Source organism: Kribbella sp. NPDC003505 (assembly GCF_040610875.1).
Classification (GTDB): domain Bacteria; phylum Actinomycetota; class Actinomycetes; order Propionibacteriales; family Kribbellaceae; genus Kribbella.
This window is the reverse complement of the sequence record NZ_JBEXNA010000006.1, coordinates 187,851-209,409: the sequence shown is the minus strand read 5'-3', so window position 1 is coordinate 209,409 and position 21,559 is coordinate 187,851. Positions and strand designations below refer to the sequence as shown.

17 protein-coding genes are annotated in these 21,559 nt (G+C 70.5%); 8 read left to right on the top strand and 9 right to left on the bottom strand.

Annotated features, from left to right (window positions below; genetic code table 11):
* Positions 1-19 precede the first annotated feature (19 nt).
* On the top strand, positions 20-1,366 hold the full coding sequence (locus tag ABZX12_RS22230; RefSeq protein WP_355695827.1) for a neutral zinc metallopeptidase: 1,347 nt from the start codon (positions 20-22) through the stop codon (positions 1,364-1,366).
* A 1,058-nt stretch (positions 1,367-2,424) separates the two neighbouring features.
* A complete protein-coding gene (locus ABZX12_RS22225) occupies positions 2,425-3,426 on the top strand; it encodes a neutral zinc metallopeptidase (protein WP_355695825.1) in 1,002 nt (333 codons plus the stop codon).
* An 88-nt stretch (positions 3,427-3,514) separates the two neighbouring features.
* Here the strand turns inward: ABZX12_RS22225 and ABZX12_RS22220 are convergent, their stop codons facing one another.
* On the bottom strand, positions 3,515-5,215 hold the full coding sequence (locus ABZX12_RS22220) for a DUF2207 domain-containing protein (protein ID WP_355695823.1): 1,701 nt from the start codon (positions 5,213-5,215) through the stop codon (positions 3,515-3,517).
* 68 nt (positions 5,216-5,283) lie between these two features.
* Here ABZX12_RS22220 and ABZX12_RS22215 point away from each other — a divergent pair, with 68 nt between their 5' ends.
* The 3 genes from ABZX12_RS22215 (at position 5,284) to ABZX12_RS22205 (ending at position 11,777) form a co-directional block, all read left to right on the top strand.
* The gene (locus ABZX12_RS22215; protein WP_355695821.1) at positions 5,284-6,429 is read left to right on the top strand and encodes a neutral zinc metallopeptidase; all 1,146 of its coding nucleotides are present in this window, start codon (positions 5,284-5,286) and stop codon (positions 6,427-6,429) included.
* A gap of 99 nt (positions 6,430-6,528) precedes the next feature.
* Complete coding sequence (locus ABZX12_RS22210; protein WP_355695819.1) at positions 6,529-10,479, top strand: Pls/PosA family non-ribosomal peptide synthetase; 3,951 nt, start codon at positions 6,529-6,531, stop codon at positions 10,477-10,479.
* Entirely contained in the window at positions 10,479-11,777 is a 1,299-nt protein-coding gene (locus ABZX12_RS22205) for a M1 family metallopeptidase (protein ID WP_355695817.1), read from the top strand. Before ABZX12_RS22210 ends, ABZX12_RS22205 begins: the two co-directional genes overlap by 1 nt.
* Here ABZX12_RS22205 and ABZX12_RS22200 read toward each other — a convergent pair.
* Positions 11,774-12,637 (bottom strand): LysR family transcriptional regulator, encoded by an 864-nt coding sequence (locus ABZX12_RS22200; protein ID WP_355695815.1) that lies wholly within the window; start codon positions 12,635-12,637, stop codon positions 11,774-11,776. The two genes, ABZX12_RS22205 and ABZX12_RS22200, sit on opposite strands and share 4 nt — an antisense overlap.
* A 70-nt stretch (positions 12,638-12,707) precedes the next feature.
* On the opposite strand from ABZX12_RS22200, the gene ABZX12_RS22195 reads away from it, so the two are divergent.
* A complete protein-coding gene (locus ABZX12_RS22195) occupies positions 12,708-13,688 on the top strand; it encodes a nitrilase family protein (RefSeq protein WP_355695813.1) in 981 nt (326 codons plus the stop codon).
* Here the strand turns inward: ABZX12_RS22195 and ispF are convergent.
* Genes ispF through ABZX12_RS22180 form a run of 3 tightly spaced genes read right to left on the bottom strand, consistent with a single transcriptional unit; the run spans position 13,682 to position 15,362 of the window.
* Positions 13,682-14,152, bottom strand: coding sequence for a 2-C-methyl-D-erythritol 2,4-cyclodiphosphate synthase (gene ispF / locus ABZX12_RS22190; RefSeq protein ID WP_355695811.1), 471 nt, complete (start codon positions 14,150-14,152; stop codon positions 13,682-13,684). The two genes, ABZX12_RS22195 and ispF, sit on opposite strands and share 7 nt — an antisense overlap.
* Complete coding sequence (ispD, locus tag ABZX12_RS22185) at positions 14,149-14,847, bottom strand: 2-C-methyl-D-erythritol 4-phosphate cytidylyltransferase (RefSeq protein WP_355695809.1); 699 nt, start codon at positions 14,845-14,847, stop codon at positions 14,149-14,151. Before ispD ends, ispF begins: the two co-directional genes overlap by 4 nt.
* 29 nt (positions 14,848-14,876) lie before the next feature.
* On the bottom strand, positions 14,877-15,362 hold the full coding sequence (locus ABZX12_RS22180) for a CarD family transcriptional regulator (protein ID WP_130446326.1): 486 nt from the start codon (positions 15,360-15,362) through the stop codon (positions 14,877-14,879).
* Positions 15,363-15,669: 307 nt separating this feature from the next.
* On the opposite strand from ABZX12_RS22180, the gene ABZX12_RS22175 reads away from it, so the two are divergent.
* Positions 15,670-16,308 (top strand): hypothetical protein, encoded by a 639-nt coding sequence (locus tag ABZX12_RS22175; protein WP_355695807.1) that lies wholly within the window; start codon positions 15,670-15,672, stop codon positions 16,306-16,308.
* Positions 16,309-16,532: 224 nt separating this feature from the next.
* Here the strand turns inward: ABZX12_RS22175 and ABZX12_RS22170 are convergent, their stop codons facing one another.
* The 3 genes from ABZX12_RS22170 to ABZX12_RS22160 all read right to left on the bottom strand — a co-directional run bounded on the left by ABZX12_RS22170 (position 16,533) and on the right by ABZX12_RS22160 (position 19,531).
* On the bottom strand, positions 16,533-17,558 hold the full coding sequence (locus tag ABZX12_RS22170; RefSeq protein WP_355695806.1) for an iron-siderophore ABC transporter substrate-binding protein: 1,026 nt from the start codon (positions 17,556-17,558) through the stop codon (positions 16,533-16,535).
* A gap of 81 nt (positions 17,559-17,639) precedes the next feature.
* A complete protein-coding gene (locus ABZX12_RS22165) occupies positions 17,640-18,317 on the bottom strand; it encodes a response regulator transcription factor (RefSeq protein WP_355695804.1) in 678 nt (225 codons plus the stop codon).
* Positions 18,314-19,531 carry an ATP-binding protein gene (locus tag ABZX12_RS22160; protein WP_355695802.1) on the bottom strand — a complete coding sequence of 406 codons (1,218 nt, stop codon included), beginning with the start codon at positions 19,529-19,531 and terminating at the stop codon, positions 18,314-18,316. The genes ABZX12_RS22165 and ABZX12_RS22160 overlap by 4 nt, the downstream gene beginning before the upstream one ends.
* A gap of 197 nt (positions 19,532-19,728) precedes the next feature.
* Between ABZX12_RS22160 and phoU the strand changes: the two genes are divergently transcribed.
* On the top strand, positions 19,729-20,436 hold the full coding sequence (phoU, locus tag ABZX12_RS22155; RefSeq protein WP_355695800.1) for a phosphate signaling complex protein PhoU: 708 nt from the start codon (positions 19,729-19,731) through the stop codon (positions 20,434-20,436).
* A gap of 371 nt (positions 20,437-20,807) precedes the next feature.
* Here the strand turns inward: phoU and ABZX12_RS22150 are convergent, their stop codons facing one another.
* Positions 20,808-21,554, bottom strand: coding sequence for a phosphoglyceromutase (locus tag ABZX12_RS22150; RefSeq protein ID WP_355695798.1), 747 nt, complete (start codon positions 21,552-21,554; stop codon positions 20,808-20,810).
* Between the last annotated feature and the right edge of the window lie 5 nt (positions 21,555-21,559).

The window sequence follows — 21,559 nt, the reverse complement described above, 5'->3', positions numbered from 1 at the left end:
CTCCGGTAGCGTCCCAGGTGTGTCAGGCAACCAATGGGGACCACCGCCCGGGCAGCAGTACCCGCCGCAGCAGCCGCCTCCGCCCTGGCAGCAAGGGCCGGGGTACGGCGGCACACCGCCTCCTGGTCGCCCGCCTGGCCCGCCACAAGGGCCACCCCAGGGCCCGCCGTACCAGAGTTCGCCGTACCAGGGGCAGCCGTTTCCCGGGCAGCCGTTTCCTGGGCAGCCGTTTCCTGGGCAGCCGTTCCACGGACAGTCGTTCCAGGGGCAGCCGCTCCCGGGACCCGGGCAGCCGCAGTTCGGCTGGGGTGCTCCGCCTGGCGGACCGAAGCCGCCGAAGAAGGGGCGCGGCGGGCTGATCGCCGTGTTCGTGCTGCTCGGTGTGCTCGTGGTCGGTGTGATCGGGCTCCGGATCGTGTCGTTGGCGCTCGAGCACAACGGCGATCCGTCGTACGCGGAACCGACCACCACGACGTCGTACAGCCCGACCAACGAGCCGACGCAGAAGCCGTCCGCCAGCCCGACCAGCGCCGAGCCGACCACCACCCGGCCGACCACCCGGCCGACCACGCAGGCACCACGGCCGACCACTTCGCGGTCGACCACGACCGCGACCAGCAAGCCGACGACCAATCCCGGTCCGACCGACAGCGACCTGGTGCTGCGCAACAGGTTGTACAAGGCCGGTGCAATGGCCTCGGTGAGTTGCAAGGAGTCCAAGGCACGGCAGAGCACTGTGGCCGGTGCGCGGGCCAACTACAAGAACCTTGTGGGCTGCCTGAACCGAGCCTGGGCGCCGCTGGTGACCAAGGCCGGCGGGCGGTTCCGGGCGCCGAAGGTGCAGGTGTTCAGCGGCAGCATCACGACGCCGTGCGGGACCAACAGCGACTCCGGGCCGCCGTTCTTCTGCGGCACCACCGACACCATCTACATGAACCTCACCGAGGACATCGGCAACTACAACCGCTACCCGCAGAGCTACCAGAAGGTGTGGGCGCGGATGTGGATGCTGCACCAGTTCGCCCACGAGTACGGGCACCACGTCCAGAACAACATGGGAATCCTGCAGGCCTACGCGCGGATCCGGTACGAGCGGCCGACGTACGCGATGGAACTGCAGGACAGCCGGCGGCTCGAACTCCAGGCGTCCTGCTTCTCCGACATCTTCATCGGCGCGAACCGGCGCAGCTACCCGATCACCGGGCAGTCGCTGTTCCAGTGGCGCTGGCTGATCGGGCACGTGACCGACGACGCGAACGACCACGGCGACGCGAACAACCACCAGTACTGGGCGACCCGCGGGTGGAACGCCCGCAACCCGAGCGCCTGCAACACCTTCGTCGCACCTGCCGCCAAGGTGCAATGAGGGGCGAGAGCGGTCCAGTTCGGGGCGACCGGCCGAGATAGCTAGCCTGGTGGATCCGGATCGCGCAGAGTATGTCCGGGGGGAGGCGGCTTCGGCGCCCCACCAACGCGCTGTAGGAAGCAAGGTCGTGAGGAGCATCGATGTCGGACAACAGGAACCAGCCCCCGGGGAGCGACCCGGCTGACGATCAGCCGGGCCGCCCGCAGGAGCCCGTTCCCGGTCAGGACCAAGGTCGTGGGTGGTTCGGCTCCCGGGACAACGAGGGCGGACCTCGTGGGGACGTTCCCGGTGAGCAGGGCCGTGGGGAGGGTCAGCCGGCCACCTGGTGGACCGGCGACACCGACGCCAAGCGGGAGTTCGGCAACCCGGGCCAGTCCGAACAACCCGCCAACAACTGGTTCGACGGCGGCTGGGACCCCAACCGCCGAGAACACCCCGACCAGCCCGCCCCAGGCCAGTCCACCTCCCCTTGGGCCGGCCCGGCACAGGGCGGACCGGCACAGGGCGGACCGGGACAGGGCGGACCGGCACAGGGCGGACCGCGTCAACCAGGTCCGGGTCAGCCCGGTCCTTCGTGGGGCAGCCGGCCGCAGTCGGGCCCCGGGCACTCGGGCCCAGGCCAGTCCGGTTCGGCGCAGGGTGGCGCGGTGCAGGGCGGGGCTGGTGGGTCGGGGTCCGGGCGGCCGAATGCATCGCAGCCTGATGCTGGGCAGTCGGGTCAGCCTGGTTCTTGGCAGTCCGGGTCGACCCCGCCGGGGCCTCCCGCAACCAGCCCGTGGCAGTCGAGCCCGCAGCAGTCGGCTCCCCAGTCCGGCGGGCCGGGTGGGGCGGGGTGGTCGGCGACGGGGCAGTCGGAGTCGAGTGCTTGGCAGGCTTCGCCTTCGCAGCAGCCGGCTCGGCCGCAGCAGAGCGGGCCGCACTCGGAAGGCTCTTACCTCTGGGGCCCGCAGGACGGACAGAGCCGGCAGCCGGCCTCCCCGTGGAGCAACGCCCTCCCACCGCAGCAGCAGTCCGGCCCCCGCCACGCCGCCCCGCAGGGAGGCAACCAGATCGGTCCGATGGGCCAGCCGGTCCAGCAGTCCCCGACCTGGCAGTACCCGCCGATCCCGATTCCGCAGCCACCGGGCGGCCGGCGGCGGCGCAAGAAGAAGATGTCCCGCGCGCTGCTGATCGGCTTGGTCGTGCTCGCGGTCCTGGTCGTCGGCGGCGGCGTCACGCTCCTCGTCCGCGGCCTCAGCGGCGGCGAGCCCGAGGCGAAGCAGACACCGACGACGGCGCCGTCCTCGGAAACCCCGTCCCAGACGCCCTCGGAGAGCCCGTCCCCGTCGACGCCGCGCGGCCCGACGGTCGACGAGGTCGTCAAGGGCAGCCGGCTGTACTCGATCGGCCCGGTCGCCGCGTCGAAGTGCGCGGAGCCGCCGTTCGCACCGGTCACCGTCGCGGCGGCACAGCAGTACTACAACCGCCTGCTGCCCTGCCTGAACCGCACCTGGTGGCTCGCGATGAAGAAGGCGAACCTCCCGTTCCGCAACCCGAAGGCCGTGGTGTACGTCGGCAAGATCCCCTCGCCCTGTGGCATCCAGCGCAGCGCGCGGGCGGCGTACTGCACCGCGAACGAGACCATCTACCTGCCGTTCAGCCGCGACAACGCGTACTACAAGAGCAACCCGGTCTACACCCGGGCGATCATGCTGAACAACTTCGTCCACGAGTACGGCCATCACGTCCAGAAGCTGAGCGGGATCCTCGCCGCGTCGATGTCGCGGCAGCAGAGCATGACGCCGAACCAGAAGCTGACCGAGAGCCGCCGGCGCGAGCTGCAGGCGACCTGTCTCGGCGCGGTCTACCTCGGCGCGAACGCGGCGTACGTCCCGATGAACGGCGTGCTGCTGAACAACTGGAAGTTCCTGATCTCGCACTCGGGTGACGACTACGCCCGGCCGCGGGTGCACGACCACGGCAACCGGGTCAGCAACTACCAGTGGTCGATCGCCGGCTACAACAGCAAGAAGCCGGACTCCTGCAACACCTTCACCGCGGCCGACGTCCGGGTGAACTAGGTCCTGTCTGGTGATTCAGCGCAGTACCCCGCAGTAGGCGATGGATTACCAGACAGGGCCTACACCGCGGTACGGCGACCGCCGCCCGTCAGCCGAAGAGCCGGCGGGCGGTGGTCAGCGAACCCCCGAACGACGTCACGAAGTTGCTGAGCGACTCCCCGATGTCGGACAGGTGCCAGTTCTCCGGCCCGGAGTACCAGCCGATACCTGCGTCGGGGTCGTCGTCGTCATCGGTCGCAGCGATCTCCAGCGCCCACTTCTCGGTCAGGCCGAGCACAGCGGCGTACGGCAGGCAGCGGGACGCGAACTCGAGCCGGTGGCTGTCCGGGAGGTCGGCCGACGACCCGTTGGCCAGGTAGTGCTGCAGACCAGCGACCCGGCCCAGCACGGCGGCACCGCGCGCGGTGCGGGCCGGCGCGGCCTGACCGACGAGCGCGAGCACCAGACCGGCCGCCATGACAGCGAGACCGACCAGGGCGAACTTGCTGACGATCGCGAGCACGATGGTCAGTACGACGCCCGCGCCGAGCAGCACCACGCCCGCGGTGGTCCACCGGTTCCGGACCGCGTCCGGACGGTTGTTGAACCAGCCCTGCGTGACGACGTCGGCGTACAGCTGCTCGCGGACCAGGTTCAGCCGCGGCCGCAGCGACGGTCCGAGCGCGGAGACGAGCACCTTGTCGCCGTCGGCGAACACCGCGTCCAGCAAGGCCTTCTCGTAGGCCAGCAGCTCGGGGCCGCCCGGGTGCAGCCGCTGCAGCTCCCAGTCCAGCTTGCCGAAGTGCGACTCGCGCGGCTGCTCGACGATGGTCAAGTAGTTGCGCACAGCAAGGTCCAGCAGAGTCGCGGTGATGTCGACGACGTCGGCCGTCTCGTCCACCACGGTGCCGACCTGGCCCGGCCGGATGCCGTCCGGCGCGGCGAACTGCGGGCCGTCGGCGCCGTCGAGCACCGGACGCTCCGGCGCGCCGTCACCGACCTTCGCGGCGTCCCGGCCGCGGAAGAACCACAGGCCGACCGCACCGAGGAGCCCGAGCCCGAACACCAGCACCGCCAGACCGCCGGTGGTCGTGTCCACGGTGAACGCCCGTCCCAGCGACCAGCGGGTGGAGTACTGCGCGTTGGGCTGCACGCCGGCCTGGTCGCTCAGCCCGGTCAGGAAGGTCACCCGGCCACCGGCGGGTACGCCGTTCTGCTCGATCTCCAGCGCGGCCGACTCGCCCAGCTGGGACGACGTACACGGCATGCTCGACCCGGCGCGGCCGGCGAAGCAGGTCACCCAGGTCGCGAACGGGACGCCGACGCTCAGCTCGGCCTTCGGGATCGACGTGCCGAAGCCCTGCACGATCGGCCAGCTCACCTGGCGGCCGTCGATCGAGTCGGCGACCACGTTGTCCACGGTGTAGCTGTAGACGATCTTCGACTGCCCGGACACGTTCACCGTCAGCTTCCGGCCGTCGTCGGTGCTCTCGTTCCGGAAGCCCTGGGCGGGCTGCCCGTTGACGGTCGCGGAGACGTCCTTCAGCTCGTACGTCCGGTCGCGCTCGGCGTCGGACCGGACCCGATCGGCCAGCGTGCGGCTGAACGTCGTACCGCCTGCGGTCAGGTCGACCGTCTCCTTGACCTGCAGCTCACCGTCCTTGGTCAGCGTCGCGTCCGCGGAGTACGCCGTGATCTGGTCGTCGGCCTGGGACCCGGCCTGGGCAGGCAGCATGCCGAGAGCAACGACCAGTGGGGCGGTCAGGGGCATCAGCAGGGCAGCCGTGAGGAGGCGGCGCTTCGGTGACATGGGTCGAGAGTAGTCTCGTGCCGGTTCGTGCAGCGAACTCGACCGACCGACCACATGGAGGCCAGAGCGTGAGCAGCCCGTACGGCTACGGCGGACCGCCGCAGGGCACACCGCAGGGCAGGCCGGTCGGCCCGCCGCCCGGTGTCCTGCCCCCTCCGCAGTCCGCACCGTGGCCGCCGCGGCAGGGCCAGTACGGACCAGGGCCGATGCAGGGCCCTCCGCAAGGCGCGCCGTACGCGGGCCAGCAGTACCCGCCCCAGTGGCAGCCGTATTACGGCGGTCCGGGCCAGTTCAACGGGTTCCAGCCGCCGCGTAAGCGGGGCGGCCCGCTGCGGCTGATCCTGCTCAGCTTCATACTCCTCACCTTCATCGGCGTGTCCGTGGCAGTGCTGGCCGCGCTGCTGGGCTCCAGCGGCAGCGACTCGACGACGGCAGAGCCCACGGTGAGTGGCCCGTCGATCGTGCCGACGCCCACGACCACCCCGGAGAAGGGCACCGCCGAGGACTTCCTGCTGAATGCCGACGTCTACCGCACCGGTCCGCTGCCGCAGCAGAACTGCCCGGCGGCCAACCTCGGCAGCGCCAGCCTGGCGGCGCAGAAGGTCTACTACCAGCGCCTCTTCAAGTGCCTGAACGACGCGTGGCGCCCGGCCTTCCACGAACTCGGGCAGGACAAGCCGGACCCGGGGCTGGTCGTCTTCGACCAGCCGGTGACGACCGCGTGCGGTAACTTCCAGCCGCTGTCCGGGCGGGTGCTGGCGTTCTACTGCTACGGCAACCAGGTGATGTACGTCGACGTGAAGCAGATGAACCGTGCTTTCGGGCCGCAGCAGGACCTGGCCTACCTGATGACGATCGCGCACGAGTACGGTCACCACGTCCAAGGCGTCACGGGGCTGTTCTACGCCCGCATGGCCTATCTGCAGGACCACCCGGAGGAGAAGCTGGAGAGCTCGCGGCGCAACGAGTTGCAGGCGTCGTGCTTCGGCGGCGTGTTCAGCAAGGCGGTCGCGAAGTCGTACCCCTTGACGGACCGGCTGGACGAGTTCAAGGAGCAGTCCAGCAACAGCTTCGGAGAGTCGCCGAGCACCCCCGAGGACGAGCGGACGCACGGTCTGGCGACCAGCCAGGGCTTCTGGATCCAGAACGGTTTCAACATCGGTGAGAACAAGGCATGTGACACGTTCGCGGTTTCGGCCGACCTGGTGATGTAACTGATCCGTTCCACCGCGTCGTGAACAAGCGGTTGATGGACGCACCCACTGTTCGCTTCGGGTTATCGGAGTGGTAATCGGGCGGCGTATTATCCGGCCGTGACGTTGCGACGCGGGAAGTTGGCGACGGCGGCGCGGACGTTGGTGCAGGTGTTCGAGGAGACGGCCGGACAGTTCGCCGACGAGCCGGCGCTGGACGACGGCAGCGTCAGCCTCAGCTACCGCGAACTGCTGGCCCAGACCACCAAGTTCGCCGCCCGGCTGACCGCGGCGGGGATCGGACCGGGAGACCGGGTCGGCATCCGGATCTCGTCCGGGCACAACGACCTGTACGTCGCGATTCTCGGCACCCTGCAGGCCGGCGCCGCGTACGTCCCGGTCGACGCGGACGACCCGGACGAGCGCGCCGAGCTGGTCTTCGGGGAGGCATCCGTCGCGGCCACTGTCGGTGACGAGCTCGAGCTCACCCTCACCCGCCCGTACCAGCCGCCGCTCGCCGACAACGACGCGGCCAACGGCGCCTTCGACTACCCGTACTCCGCCCGCATGGACGCCACGAGCACGACCGGCGCGCCGCGCGGCGCAGCCGGTCCCGAGCCGGCCGACGACGCCTGGATCATCTTCACCTCCGGCTCGACCGGCGTACCGAAAGGTGTGGCGGTCACGCACCGCTCGGCGGCCGCGTTCGTCGACGCCGAGGCCCGGCTGTTCCTGCAGAGCGAGCCGATCGGGCCCGACGACCGCGTCCTGGCCGGCCTGTCCGTCGCGTTCGACGCGTCCTGCGAGGAGATGTGGCTGGCCTGGCGGCACGGCGCCTGCCTGGTGCCCGCACCCCGCTCACTGGTCCGTACCGGTATGGACCTCGGTCCCTGGTTGGTTGCCCAGGGCATCACCATCGTCTCGACCGTGCCGACGCTCGCCGCGCTCTGGCCGCCGGACGCGCTCGACCAGGTCCGGCTGCTGATCTTCGGCGGCGAGGCGTGCCCGCCGGAGCTGGCCGAGCGGCTGGCCGTCGACGGCCGCGAGGTCTGGAACACCTACGGCCCGACCGAAGCCACCGTCGTCGCGTGCGCGGCCCAGCTCACCGGTGAAGGGCCGGTGCGGATCGGCCTGCCGCTGGACGGCTGGGACCTGGCCGTAGTAGATGCTGCAGGCAACGAAGTCGCGGACGGTGAGATCGGCGAGCTGATCATCGGCGGCGTCGGCCTGGCCCGGTACCTGGACCCGGTCAAGGACGCCGAGAAGTTCGCCCCGATGCCGACGCTCGGCTGGGAGCGCGCGTATCGCAGCGGCGACCTGGTCCGGTCCGACCCACTGGGCCTGCTGTTCCAGGGCCGGGCCGACGAGCAGGTCAAGCTCGGCGGCCGGCGGATCGAGCTCGGCGAGGTCGACGCCGCCCTGCAGGCGCTCCCTGGTGTCTCCGGCGCGGCGGCCGCCGTACGCAACAGCGCCGCGGGCAATCAGCTCCTCGTCGGGTACGTCGTACCGGACGATCCGGAGTCGTTCGAGACCGCCAAGGCCACCACGCGGCTCCGGGAGGAGCTGCCTGCCGCGCTCGTACCGCTGCTGGCGATCGTCGACACCCTTCCGACCAGGACATCGGGCAAGGTCGACCGGAACGCGCTGCCCTGGCCGCTGGCCGGTATGGACAGCGAAGGCCCGGCCGCGGACCTCGACGGTACGGCGGGCTGGCTGGCCGAGCGCTGGACGAAGGTCCTCGGCGCCAAGGTCACCGGCGCCGACAACGACTTCTTCCTGCACGGCGGCGGCAGCCTCGCCGCGGCGCAGCTCGTGTCCGCCCTGCGTGAGCGGTACCCGGAAGTCACCGTCGGCGACATCTACGAGTACCCGCGCCTCGGCGCGCTGGCCGACCGGCTCGACGACGTCCAGCCGGTCGCGCTCGAGCCGGTCGAGGTCCGCGAGATCCGGCCGACCCCGAAGGGCACGCAGGTCCTGCAGACCGGGCTGACGCTGATCCTGCAGACCGTGGTCGGCCTCCGCTGGCTGGTCTACCTGTTCACGCTCAACAACCTCCTCGCCGCACTGATCGACCCGCTCCCGTGGGCGCGGACCGTGTCCTGGTGGTGGATCCTGGCCGGCTGGCTGATCCTGATCAGCCCCGCGGGCCGGATGGGGATTGCGGTGATCGGCGCCCGGATCCTGCTGCGGGGGGTGAAACCCGGGACGTACCCGCGCGGCGGCACCGTCCACGTCCGGCTCTGGGCGGCGGAGAACCTCGCCGACGCGGCCGGCGCCGCCAATCTCGCAGGCGCGCCCTGGATCGCGTACTACGCCCGCGCGCTCGGCGCGAAGATCGGCCGCGGCGTCGACCTGCACACGCTGCCGCCGGTGACCGGCATGCTCACCATGGGGCGCGGCGCCTCGATCGAGCCGGAGGTCGATCTGGCCGGCTACTGGATCGACGGCGACCAGCTGCACATCGGCCCGGTCACCGTCGGCGCGGAGGCGGTCGTCGGCTCCCGCAGCACGCTGCTCCCGGGCGCGGAGATCGGCCGCAACGCCGAGATCATGGCCGGCTCGGCTGTGTCCGGAAAGGTGCCTGAGAACGAACGCTGGTCCGGCTCCCCCGCGGCGCGGATCGGCCGCGCACGGCACCCGTGGCCCGACCACCGTCCCGCCCGCGCTCCGTGGTGGGTCGCGGCGTACGGCGCCCAGTCGGCCGCGATGTCGTTGATCCCCGTCGCGGGTGCGGCCGCGGCGTTCGCGGTCCTGGGGAACGCGGTGCGCGGCACGCAGGACCTGCAGGATGCGGCGCTGCACGCCCTCGGCGCGGTGCCGCTGATGACGCTGGTCGGTTTCGCCACCATCGCGGTCCTCACGCTGGCCGGCGTCCGGCTGCTCGGTATCGGGATCAAGCCCGGTCACTACCCGGTCCGCAGCCGGATCGGGTGGCAGGTCTGGGCGACCGAGCGCCTGCTCGACTCGGCGCGGACGCTGCTCTTCCCGCTGTACGCGAGCCTGCTGACGCCGTGGTGGCTGCGAACGCTGGGCGCGAAGATCGGCCGCGACGTCGAGGCGTCGACGGTCCTGCTGCTGCCGAAGATGACCACCGTCGGCGAGGGTGCGTTCCTCGCCGACGACACGATGATCGCGTCGTACGAGCTCGGCGGCGGCTGGCTGCACGTGGCCGGCGCGAAGGTCGGCAAGCGCGCCTTCCTGGGGAACTCCGGGATGACCGCGCCCGGCCGCAGCGTGCCGAAGAACGGCCTGGTCGCGGTGCTGTCCGCGGCGCCGAAGAAGTCCAAGGCCGGTACGTCGTGGCTCGGCTCGCCGCCCGTGAAGCTGCGCCGCCAGGCCGTCGCGGGTGACCAGAGCCGGACGTTCAACCCGCCGTACAAGCTCAAGGTGGCGCGCGCCCTGGTCGAGCTGTGCCGGTTCGTCCCGATGATGTGCACGGTGCTGATCGCGCTCGGCGTGCTGTTCGCGCTGCAGGCGCTGGACCTCTGGCTCGGGCCGTGGTGGACGATGCTGCTGTCCGGCGCGGTGGTCCTCACCGCCGGCGTCGTCGCGGGCGGGATGGCGACGGTCGCCAAGTGGCTGATCGTCGGCCGGACGAGAGCCGTCGAGTATCCGCTGTGGAGCTCGTTCGTCTGGCGCAACGAGGTGGTCGACAGCTTCGTCGAGCTCGTCGCCGCGCCCTGGTTCGCGAACGCCGCCGCCGGGACGCCGGTGCTCAACCTCTGGCTGCGGTCACTCGGAGCGAAGATCGGCAAGGGCGTCTGGTGTGAGACGTACTGGTTACCCGAGGCGGATCTGGTCACCCTGGGCGACGGCGCCACGGTGAATCGCGGTTGCGTGCTGCAGACGCACCTTTTTCATGATCGAGTTCTCTCCATGAACACAGTCACCTTCGGCCCCGGGGCGACCCTCGGCCCGCACGGCATCGTCCTCCCGGCCGCCGCGGTAGGAGCAGGCGCTACCATCGGCCCGGTGTCGCTCGTGATGCGTGGTGAAGGTGTGCCGGCGGGTACGCGCTGGGCCGGGAACCCCATTGCGCCATGGCAGCACAGCGCTCCGTGGCAGGGCTGATGGTTGACCCGTATGTGCCCACCCACGGGAACCCCGGTTACCACGTCGAGTCGTACGACCTGGACCTCGACTACCGCGTCAACAGCAACCGGCTGACCGGCAAGGCGACCATCACGGCGTTCGCCACCGAGCGGCTGTCCCGGTTCAGCTTCGACCTGTCCGGCCTGCGGGTGTCGAAGGTGTCGGTGAACGGCCGCCGCCCGCAGCGCTTCACCCAGCGCGCGGGCAAGCTCTTCGTCACCGCGAACATCCCGGACGGCGCCGAGTTCTCGGTCGACATCCAGTACGGCGGCAACCCGAGGCCCGAGGACAGCCCGTGGGGCGAGCTCGGCTGGGAGGAGCTCACCGAGGGCGTGATCGTCGCCAGCCAGCCGAGCGGCGCGGCCACCTGGTTCCCGTGCAACGACCACCCCGGCGACAAGGCGCACTACCGCATCTCGATCACCACCGACTCGCCGTACCAGGTGGTCGCGAACGGGCGGCTGGTGTCCCGCCGGGTGAAGGCGAGCCGTACGACGTGGGTGTTCGACCAGGCGGCGCCGATGGCGACGTACCTCGCGACCGTGCAGATCGGCCGGTACGACGAGGTGGACCTGGCGGCGTCGCCGGTGACGATCCGCGGCGTGCTGCCGGCCGGCCGGATCCGCGAGTTCCGGCACGACTTCGGGCGGCAGCAGGACATGATGAAGCTGTTCTGCCGGCTGTTCGGGCCGTACCCGTTCGGCGGGTACACGGTCGTGGTGACCGACGACCCGCTGGAGATCCCGCTCGAGGCGCAGGGCATCTCGGTGTTCGGCAGCAACCACGTCGACGGGCGGAACGGCTCGGAGCGGCTGGTCGCGCACGAGTTGGCGCACCAGTGGTTCGGCAACAGCCTGACGCCGGCGAACTGGCAGCACATCTGGCTGAACGAGGGCTTCGCCTGCTACGCCGAGTGGCTGTGGTCGGAGGAGTCGCGCGGGCTGACCGCGGGTCAGCAGGTGGCCAAGGCGTACTCGCGGTTGAAGGGTCTGCCGCAGGACCTGATGCTGTCGGATCCGGGGCCGGACCTGATGTTCGACGACCGCCTGTACAAGCGCGGCGCGATCACGCTGCACGCGCTGCGCAACCACCTCGGTGACGACGCGTTCTTCGAGCTGCTCCGCACCTGGACCAAGACGCACCGGCACGGGTCGGTCACCACGGCGGAGTTCATCGCGCTCGCCACGACGTTCAGCCCGGACGAGGAGGCGCTGCGGCACCTCTTCGCCGCCTGGCTGGACTCGTACGAGCTGCCGCCGTTGCCCCGTCGGCGCTAGGCTCGTGCGACCTCGGCGGCGGCTTTCACGAAGCGTTCCGTGAGCGGGGTCCTGGTGGCCCAGGCAGCGCCGGTCCACCAGGTCGCGGCACGGCCGGGAAGTGGGACCAGGCGGATCTCGGGCGGAGCGATCCGCTCCGCGGTCTGCGGTACGACGGCGGGTCCGACGCCGGCCGCGGTCAGAGCGAGGACGGTCTGCAGGTCACCGGCTTCCTGAAGTATTTGCGGGTGGCAACCAAGCTCGGCGTACAGCGTGTTGATCTGCGCCGTCAGCCCCGGCCCGCGGCCCGGTGTGAGACGGACGAGCGGCCGTGCGTCGATCCAGCCGACGAGATCGCGTGGCAGCTCCTGATCGGCCGGTACGGCGAGGGCGAGCCGGTCCCGTCGTAACCGAAGGTGCTCGAGCCCCGCGGGCACCGGCAGCCGGACGAACCCGATGTGCAGGCTGCCCGCGAGCAGCCGCTCGCACTGACTCGCCGACGACATGTCCTCGAGCGAGATCGTCACTCCCGGCCACCGGCTCCGGAACAGTGCCACCGCCCGCGGGGCCAGCTCGATCCCGGACAGACCGAACCCGATCGCCAACGATCCCTCGGCCCCGGAGGCCACCTGCGCAGCCCGTCGTTCGAAGGCCTCCGAGCGGTCCAGCAACTCCAGAGCGTCAGCAAGCAGCAGCTCACCGGCCGGGGTCAACCGGGCGCCGTGACGGCCGCGGTCGAACAGCATCGCGCCGACCCGGCGCTCCAGCACCTGGATCTGCTTGGTCAGCGCCGGCTGGCTGGTCGACAGCTCCGCGGCCGCGGCACCGAAGGTCCGCAGCCTGGCCACCGTGACGAACGCCCGGAGCAAACGGAGATCCATAACCCCAGGATATGGAATCGACCCGAACGACTATTGGACGTCATAGATGCCTGCGCGTTTCGATAGGGACATGACGTCCTTCCGCGCAGCCGTTGTCCAGTTCGAGCCGACCCCCGACGACCCCGCCGCCAATTTCGCCACCGTCGAGCGGCTGGCCCGGGACGCAGTCGGCGACGGCGCCCGGCTGATCGTGTTCCCGGAGATGTGCCTGCTCGGCTACTGGCATCTCCGGAACCATCCGCCGTCACGGCTGCGGGAACTCGCCGAGCCAGCCGACGGGCCGCTGGTCGGCCGGGTGCTTGCTCTGGCCAAGGAGCTCGGGGCCGGGATCGGCGTCGGGTTCCTGGAAGATGCCGACGGCACGTTGTTCAACGCGTACGCCGTCTGCCTGCCGGACGGACGGGTCGAGGTGCACCGCAAGCTGCACGCGTTCGAGCACGAGGAGATCGCGAGCGGGTCGACGTACACGGTGTTCGACACGCCGTGGGGGTTCCGGGCCGGCGTGCTGATCTGCTGGGACAACAACCTGGTCGAGAACGTCCGGATCACCGCGTTGCTCGGCGCAACCGTGCTGCTCGCGCCGCATCAGACCGGCGGGACCGACTCGCGCAGTCCGTACGGGATGAAGCCGATCCCGTTGCCGGTCTGGGAAAATCGCGTGGCAGATCCTGCGGCGGTCGAAGCGGCGTTCAACGGTCCGAGCGGGCGCGGGTGGCTGATGCGGTGGCTGCCGGCGCGGGCCCACGACAACGGCTTGTTCGTGCTGTTCAGCAACGGGGTCGGCCGGGACGACGACGAGGTCCGCACCGGCAACAGCATGATCCTCGACCCGTACGGCCGGATCGTCGCGGAGACCCCGGTCCCCGACGAGGCCGTCGTCACCGCCGACCTCGACCTCGATCTGGTGCCGCTGGCAACCGGCCGCCGCTGGCTCCGCGGCCGCCGCCCCGAGCTCTACACACCACTCACCCAGCGCCTCGGCAACGAACTCGACCCCCGCGCCGCCCGCTTCTCCCCCGACCCCGTCGACGTGCCGTCCCCGGGTCAGTAGATGAGCGCTGTGGCGAGGGCGGCGATGCCTTCGCCTCGGCCGGTGAGGCCCAAGCCGTCGGTGGTGGTGGCGCTGACCGACACCTCGGCGTCGCAGGCGGCGCTCAGGGCCTTCTCCGCCTCCTCGCGGCGGGCGGCGAAGCGGGGGCGGTTGGCAACGATCTGGACGGTCACGTTGCCGATCTCGAAGCCGGCCGCGCGGACGCGCCGGGCCGCCTCGGCCAGCAGCGCCGCGCCGGACGCTCCGGCCCACTCGGGCTCGGCGGTCCCGAAGTTGGAGCCGAGATCGCCCAGCCGCGCCGCGCTGAGCAGCGCGTCACAGATCGCGTGCGCCGCGACGTCGCCGTCGGAATGACCCGACGGGCCGGACGTCTCCTCCGGCCAGTGCAGGCCGGCCAGCCACATCGGGCGGCCTTCCTCCAGCGGGTGGACGTCGATCCCGTTGCCGACCCGTGGGAGTTTCACCCGAGCCGCCTCTCCGCCAGCAGGGCCTCGGCCAGTAGCAGGTCCTGCGGCCGGGTCACCTTGAACGCGTCCGGCGAACCCTCGACCGTCCGCACCGTCACCCCGAGCCGCTCGCACATCATCGCATCGTCGGTCACGCCCGCGTCCGCGCCGGCGGCATGCGCGCGTCGCAGTACGTCGGGTGCGAAGCCCTGCGGCGTCTGCACCGCGACCAGGCTCGACCTGTCGGGCGTGTCGACCACCTCACCCGCCGGACCGACCCGCTTGATCGTGTCGGTCACCGGCACCACCGGTACGACGGCCTCGGCGCCGCCTCGCACCGCCGCGACCACCCGCTCGATCGCCTCGACCGGTACGAACGCCCGCGCCGCGTCGTGGACCAGGACGCAGTCGATCCCGTCGACCGGCACCACGTCCAGCGCCGCCCGCACGGAGTCGGCCCGTTCACCGCCGCCGGCCACCACGAGCAGCTGGGCGTCCCCGACGTACGGCGTGAGCTCCTTGGCGACCGTCTCCTCGGAGCCGGCCGGCACCGCGACCACGAAACAGACAAGGTCGGCGGCGGCCGCTGCCTTCAGCCCACGCACCGCGTGGACCAGCAGCGAGTCGCCACCGACCTCTCGAAACGCTTTCGGGGTCTCACCACCGAGTCGCAGCCCCAGCCCGGCCGCGGGAATCACGACCGCGCTACTCATACGAAGCTGCTTCGGACTGCGTTCGGCTGTTAGGAGGCGAGGACCTCGTCGAGGATGGCCTCGGCCTTGTCCTCGTTGGTGTGCTCGGCCAGGGCCAGCTCGGAGACGAGGATCTGGCGAGCCTTCGCCAGCATCCGCTTCTCACCGGCGGACAGGCCGCGGTCACGCTCACGGCGCCACAGGTCGCGGACGACCTCTGCCACCTTCAGCACGTCACCGGAGTGCAGCTTCTCCAGGTTCGCCTTGTAACGTCGCGACCAGTTGGTCGGCTCCTCCGTGTGCGGTGCCCGCAGCACGTCGAAGACGCGCTCCAGCCCGGCCTGATCCACGACGTCACGCACGCCGACGAGATCGAGATTGCACGCGGGGACCCGGACGACCAGGTCGTTCTGAGCGACGATCCTCAAGACCAGATAGGTCTTGTCCTCACCTTTGATCTGACGGGTCTCGATGTCCTCGATGACGGCCGCTCCGTGATTGGGGTAAACAACCGTCTCGCCGACTGTGAAAGTCATGTGTGAAGTGCCCCTTTCCAAGATCTATCCTACCACGCGGTCGGTGGTCCGGTTGGGGCGTTTGCGCTGGTCAGGGCCCACATCTCGCCTTGACAAACGCTCGGCCGCATGCCTCGTGCGCGCGCGCAGAGCTGCTCCGGACACCGCCGCGGACCCCCTCCGGAGGCATCCCGGCGTCCGGCTCGCCGACCCCGAGGGCTACGCTGTGGTGCGCCGGAGGCCGCTGCCTGACGGCATCCACAGACGGTCCGCAGTCGCCGCACACCGTGCCGACAGACCCGAAACAGCTTGCACGAGAGGGATTCCAGTGCCGATCACGTTGTCCTCGCGGTTCGCCCGGCGTACCGCGCTGGCGGGTGCCGCCGCCACTCTCAGTATCGCGCTGGCGGCGTGCAGCGCGAGCTTCTCCGCGCCGACCCTGCAGCCGTACCAGGCCGCCGAGGGCACCAACGTCGAGTCCGGCCAGCTGAAGGTCCGCAACATGCTGGTGCTGGCCGATGCCGAGGGCAAGGGCGAGTTGCACAGCGTGATCGTCAACGACGGCGACACCGCGGACACCCTGGTCAGCATCAAGCAGGCCCCGCCCGGGACCTCCGACGGCCAGGCCGGCGGCGACCAGCCCACCGAGGTCACGTTCGAGGGCATCAAGGAGCCGGTCGACCTCGCGCCCCACTCCGCGCTGCTGCTGCCGGGCACCGGCTCCGAGACCCCGAGCGCGTCCCCGAGCGCGACCCCGTCCGCCACCCCGACGGACACGCCGACGGAGACCCCGTCGGCCCCGACCCCGGGCGCCGAGGACGGCGGGCCGACGGTCGTCGTGACCGGCGCGAAGCCCGGCCAGATGGTCAACGTGACCATCACCTTCGGCACCGCGGCGCCGATCTCCACCTACATCCCGGTCCTCACCGACGACCACTACTCGCCGTCCGCGGCCCCGGCCGAGTAACTCTCCCCGCCTCGAACGACACAGCGAAACGGGCCGCCCCGGCGTGGGGCGGCCCGTTCGCCGTCTGAACCTCTGAGGGGTCGACCCCTGCACTTGCCGGTTGGCCCCTGAGATTTCGAGGGGCCAACCGGCAAGGTCGGGGGTTGACCCCTCAGATGGGCGGGCGGGGCGCAGGTGCGCGGGCCGGGCGTAGGTGGACGAGCCGGCCGGCGGGGCTTGGGGGTTCAGCCCTTGCGGGCCGAGGCTGCCTTCGAGAGGCCCGGGAGGACTTTGTCGAGGACCCACGGGACGCTCAGCACGCTGACCGCGCTCATCCCGGAGATCACCTGCTGGTCCTGCAGCGGGTACGCGCCACCGGTCTTGACCGCCTCGAGCGACGAGTAGACCGGGTCGGCCAGGAACGTCTGGGTCCCGATCCCGTCGACGTACGCGATCAGCACGTCCGCGTCGACGTCGGCGACCTTCTCCTTGCTGACCGTCAGCGAGAACTCCTTCTTCGCGTTGGTCTTCTCCAGCGCCTCGACGCCCGGCGCGTTCTTGAATCCCATCTCGTTCAGGATCTGCACCCGCGGGTCGCCCGGCATGTAGATGTAGTTCTCGGCGCCGAACGAGCCGACCGTGATGGTCTTGTCCTTGAACTCGGGGTGCTCGGCCGCGACCTGCTTGATCTTGTCCTGGATCCCGGTGATCAGCTTCTCCGCGTCGGCCTTCCGGCCCAGCGCCTCGCCCACCAGCAGCGTCTGGTCCTGCCAGGTGGTCTGCCACGGCGCCCCCGGGTACGCGACGGTCGGCGCGATCCCGCTCAGGGTCTTGTACGTCGCCTCGTCGAAGCCCTCGTACGGGGCCAGGATGACGTCCGGCTTCAGCGCCGCGATCTGCTCGAACGGGTACTTGTCGCCGGTGTCCAGCAGCGTCGTCTTCGACTTGTCGAACTTGCCGGCGTCCCACGCGGTGACACCCTCGGGGGTGGGGCCGTAGGTGACCTTCGGCATCCCGACCGGGGTCTCGCCGAGCGCGTAGACCACGTCCTGGGCGTTCCAGCCGAGCGTGACGATCCGCTCCGGCTTCGTGGTGATGGTCGTCTCGCCGAACGTGTTCTTCAGCGTCACCGGGAACCCGGACTGTGCCGCACCGGCCGCTCCGGCCGACGACTCGGCCTGCTTGTCGTCGTTGCCGCAGGCGGCCAGCGTGGTCGTGGCGAGCAGCACGGCACCGACCGCACTGACGACCTTGCTACGGGACCAGGACATGGATGACTCTCCTTAGTTCGGCCTCAACTAAGGAGAGCCTAAGCTAACCCAACGGGCCGTTGCGACCCGCGGGCGTGTGACTCAGGACTCGAACTTGTAGCCCAGACCACGCACCGTGACCAGGTGCTGCGGGTTCGACGGGTCCTTCTCGAGCTTCGAGCGCAGCCGCTTGACGTGCACGTCGAGGGTCTTGGTGTCGCCCACGTAGTCGGCGCCCCAGATCCGGTCGATCAGCTGTCCCCGGGTGAGCACGCGCCCGGTGTTCCGCAGCAGCATCTCGAGCAGCTCGAACTCCTTCAGCGGGAGCCGGATCTCGGCCCCGGACACCGTCACCACGTGCCGTTCGACGTCCATCCGGACCGGGCCCGCCTCGAGCGTGTCCGGCAGCAGTTCGACGTCCTGCCCCCGCCGCAGTACGGCGCGGACGCGGGCGAGCAGCTCGCGCGGGCTGTACGGCTTGGTCACGTAGTCGTCCGCGCCCAGCTCGAGCCCGACGACCTTGTCGACCTCGGTGTCCTTGGCGCTGACGATGATCACCGGGACGTTGCCCCGGCTGCGGAGCGCCCGGCAGACCTCCGTGCCGGACAGACCCGGCAGCATCAGGTCGAGCAGGACGATGTCCGCACCGGCGCGGTCGTACTCGTCCAGCGCGTCCGGGCCGGTCTCCGCGACGGCGACCTCGAACCCTTCCTTGCGCAGCACGTACGACAGCGCGTCGCTGTAGCTCTCTTCGTCTTCGACGACCAGCACTCGGGTCACGAAGCTGTCTCCTTTGCGATCTGACCTGACGGGGTAGGCGTCAGGTGTGTTGCCGCCTCCTCCTGGCTGGCGGAGTCGGCCTGTCCCGAAGCGGGGTCGAGCCGCAACGGAAGTCTCACGGTGAAGGTGGAGCCCTGGCCCTCGACACTCCAGACCCGCACGTCACCGCCGTGGATCGACGCGATGTGCTTGACGATCGAGAGGCCCAGGCCGGTGCCGCCGGTCTCCCGGCTGCGGGCCCGGTCGACGCGGTAGAACCGCTCGAAGATCCGCTCCAGGTCGCCGCTCGGGATGCCGACGCCCTGGTCGGACACGGTCACCTCGACCAGGTCGCCGATCGGGTGCGCGGCGACCGCGACCCGAGTGCCGTCCGGGCTGTAGTTGACGGCGTTCTCGACCAGGTTGCCGATCGCCATCGCCAGCTGGTCCTCGCTGCCCAGCACCTCGAGCTCCGGCTCGGTCTTCACCACGATCTTGATGTCGCGGTCCTCGGCGTCGATCCGGCAGCGGTCCACCGCCGCCTCGATGACCGCGTTGACGTCGACCGGGCCGGGGTTCTCCAGCGGGTCGTCGCCCTGCAGCCGGGACAGCTCGATGATCTCCTTGACCAGCCGGCTCAGCCGCGACGCCTCGATCCGCATCCGGTCCGAGAACCGCTGCACCGCCTCCGGGTCGTCCGAGGCCTCCGAGACCGCGTCGGCCAGCAGGATCAGCGCGCCGACCGGGGTCTTCAGCTCGTGGCTGACGTTGACGGTGAAGTCCCGCCGGATCGCGTCCAGGCGGCGCTCCCGGGTGCGGTCCTCGACCAGCACCAGCACCAGCTGACTGCCCAACGGCGCCACCCGGGCGCTCACGTACTGCGTGGCGCCGAGGCGGCCCCGGACGATCTCCAGGTCCTGCTGGCGGATCTCGCCGTCGCGGCGGACCTGGCGGACCATCGTCAGGATGTCGTCGACCACGAGCCGCTCGCCGCGGACGATGCCGAGCACGTGCGCCGGGGCGCTGGCCTGGAGCACCTGGTCCTCGGGCCCCATCACGACCGCCGAGGACCGCAGCACCGACAGCACCGTGGCGACCCCCGAGGGCACAGCCGGCTCCGGGGACTCCGGGATCTTGCGCTGCGCGCGTTCCGACAGCATCATCGCGCCGAGCGAAAGCAGAGCCAGGGCCGCGCCGATGACGCCGCCCAGCACCGCAGCCAGCGTGGGGTCCACGGCAACGATGCTACGCGGGCGACCAGCAGGGAAAGCCCGAATGAGCACCGGATGACCGGGACACGACTCAACTGTTCATCAGGCGTTCACCACTCGTCGCCGTCCGGCAACCTCGACGCCGTACGGTCACCGGTGGGCGGGGCGCCGTACCCGGTTCCCGCCGCGGCACCGGACACCACAGATCGGATTCGAACACCATGCGTGACACGTACCACGAGCAGCTCGACGACATCCTCGCCGAGCTGGAGCGGATGACGCGGACAGTGTCCACCGCCGTCCGCCGGTCGACGTCGGCCCTGCTCGAGGCGGACATCCGCAAGGCCGAGGAAGTCATCGCGGCCGACATCCAGCTCGACGCCGCCGGTGAAGGCGTCGAGGAGAAGGTCTTCGAGCTGATGGCCCGCCAGTCCCCGGTCGCCAACGAGCTGCGGATGCTCGTCGCCGCGCTGCGGATGGTCGCCGACCTCGAGCGGATGGGCGACCTGGCCGCGCACGTGTCCAAGATCGCCCGGCTGCGCTACCCGGCGCCCGCGATCCCGGCCGAGCTGCACGACGTGATCGAGTCGATGGGCTCGGTCGCCGGCAAGATGGTCGACGCCGCCGGCGACGTGATCGCCTCCCGCGACGTCGAAGCCGCCGGCCGGCTCGAGGCCAGCGACGACGAGATGGACAAACTGCGCTCCAACCAGTTCCGGCTGATGATGGACGACCACTGGCCGCACGGCGTCGAGGTCGCCGTCGACATGGCCCTGCTCAGCCGCTACTACGAGCGCATCTCCGACCATGCGGTCGCGATGGCCCGCCGCGTCGTCTACCTCGTCACCGGCGAACTCCCTGTCGCCGTCGGCGGCACCGCCGCCGGCTCCGGCGCCGGCGCCTCCACCCCCAACCCCAACGGCAACTGACCCAACCCCCAACAGGCGCCCCCGGCAGCAAGTTGCCGGGGGCGCCTTTGCGTCCGGGTCGCACTGTGCACTCTCGACAGGACGTGTCAGCAGCTGGGCTTGCCAGCTCAGCGTGATCAGGTCCGCGCCGTACACCGTCTCGCCAGTGCACTACCTGTCCAGCGTGCACATAGCGTTCCTCAATCGCGCCGCAGTCTGTCCGTGCGTTCCGGTAGCGTCCTTGCCGTGGACGATTCTGTGACCGACCGGCTGATCAACGTCGACCTCTCCGGCATGAGCGGGCCTGAGCTGCTCGCACACCTCGACGCGGTGGAGCAGCACATGACAAGGCTGCGCCGAACCGAACTCGCTCTCCTGGAGGGCTCCCCCGGTCAGCGGCCCTGGTTCTTGACGGCTTCGATGGCGGCTTGGGCGGCGGCCGGGTCGAGGTATTCGCCGCCGGCGGTGACGGGCTTGAAGTTGTCGTCGAGCTCGTAGTAGAGCGGGATCCCGGTCGGGATGTTGAGGCCGACCACGGTCTTCTCGTCGAGGTCGTCGAGGTGCTTGACCAGGGCGCGGAGCGAGTTGCCGTGGGCGGCGACCAGAACGGTCTTGCCGGCGTTCAGGTCGGGCACGATCGCGTCGTACCAGTACGGGAGCATCCGCTCGACGACGTCCTTCAGGCACTCGGTCGCGGGCAGGATCTCCGGCGGAAGTCCGGCGTACCGCGGGTCGCCGGCCTGGTCGTACTCGGAGCCGCGCTCGATCGCCGGCGGCGGGGTGTCGTACGACCGGCGGAACAGCATGAACTGCTCCTCGCCGAGCTCCTCCAGGGTCTGCTTCTTGTCCTTGCCCTGCAGGCCGCCGTAGTGCCGCTCGTTCAGCCGCCAGGACCGCCGCACGTCGATCCACTGGCGCCCGCACTCCTCGAGCGCGATGTTCGCGGTGCGGATGGCGCGGCGCAGCACCGACGTGTGCAGTACGTCGGGGAGCAAGTCACGCTCGAGCAGCAGCTGACCGCCGCGGTGCGCCTCCTCGACGCCCTGCGCGTTCAGGTCGACGTCGACCCAGCCGGTGAACAGGTTCTTGGCGTTCCAGTCGCTGTGGCCGTGGCGGAGCAGGATCAGGCGATAGGTCATACCTG

What these genes read in the sequence shown, in the direction of transcription:
- ABZX12_RS22225 (WP_355695825.1), top strand. Translation starts at nt 2,425, where the DNA reads ATGGGCCAGCCGGTCCAGCAGTCCCCGACCTGGCAGTACCCGCCGATC.
- ABZX12_RS22220 (WP_355695823.1), bottom strand. Translation starts at nt 5,215, where the DNA reads ATGTCACCGAAGCGCCGCCTCCTCACGGCTGCCCTGCTGATGCCCCTG.
- ABZX12_RS22205 (WP_355695817.1), top strand. Translation starts at nt 10,479, where the DNA reads ATGGTTGACCCGTATGTGCCCACCCACGGGAACCCCGGTTACCACGTC.
- ABZX12_RS22200 (WP_355695815.1), bottom strand. Translation starts at nt 12,637, where the DNA reads ATGGATCTCCGTTTGCTCCGGGCGTTCGTCACGGTGGCCAGGCTGCGG.
- ABZX12_RS22195 (WP_355695813.1), top strand. Translation starts at nt 12,708, where the DNA reads ATGACGTCCTTCCGCGCAGCCGTTGTCCAGTTCGAGCCGACCCCCGAC.
- ispD (WP_355695809.1), bottom strand. Translation starts at nt 14,847, where the DNA reads ATGAGTAGCGCGGTCGTGATTCCCGCGGCCGGGCTGGGGCTGCGACTC.
- ABZX12_RS22180 (WP_130446326.1), bottom strand. Translation starts at nt 15,362, where the DNA reads ATGACTTTCACAGTCGGCGAGACGGTTGTTTACCCCAATCACGGAGCG.
- ABZX12_RS22170 (WP_355695806.1), bottom strand. Translation starts at nt 17,558, where the DNA reads ATGTCCTGGTCCCGTAGCAAGGTCGTCAGTGCGGTCGGTGCCGTGCTG.
- phoU (WP_355695800.1), top strand. Translation starts at nt 19,729, where the DNA reads ATGCGTGACACGTACCACGAGCAGCTCGACGACATCCTCGCCGAGCTG.
- ABZX12_RS22150 (WP_355695798.1), bottom strand. Translation starts at nt 21,554, where the DNA reads ATGACCTATCGCCTGATCCTGCTCCGCCACGGCCACAGCGACTGGAAC.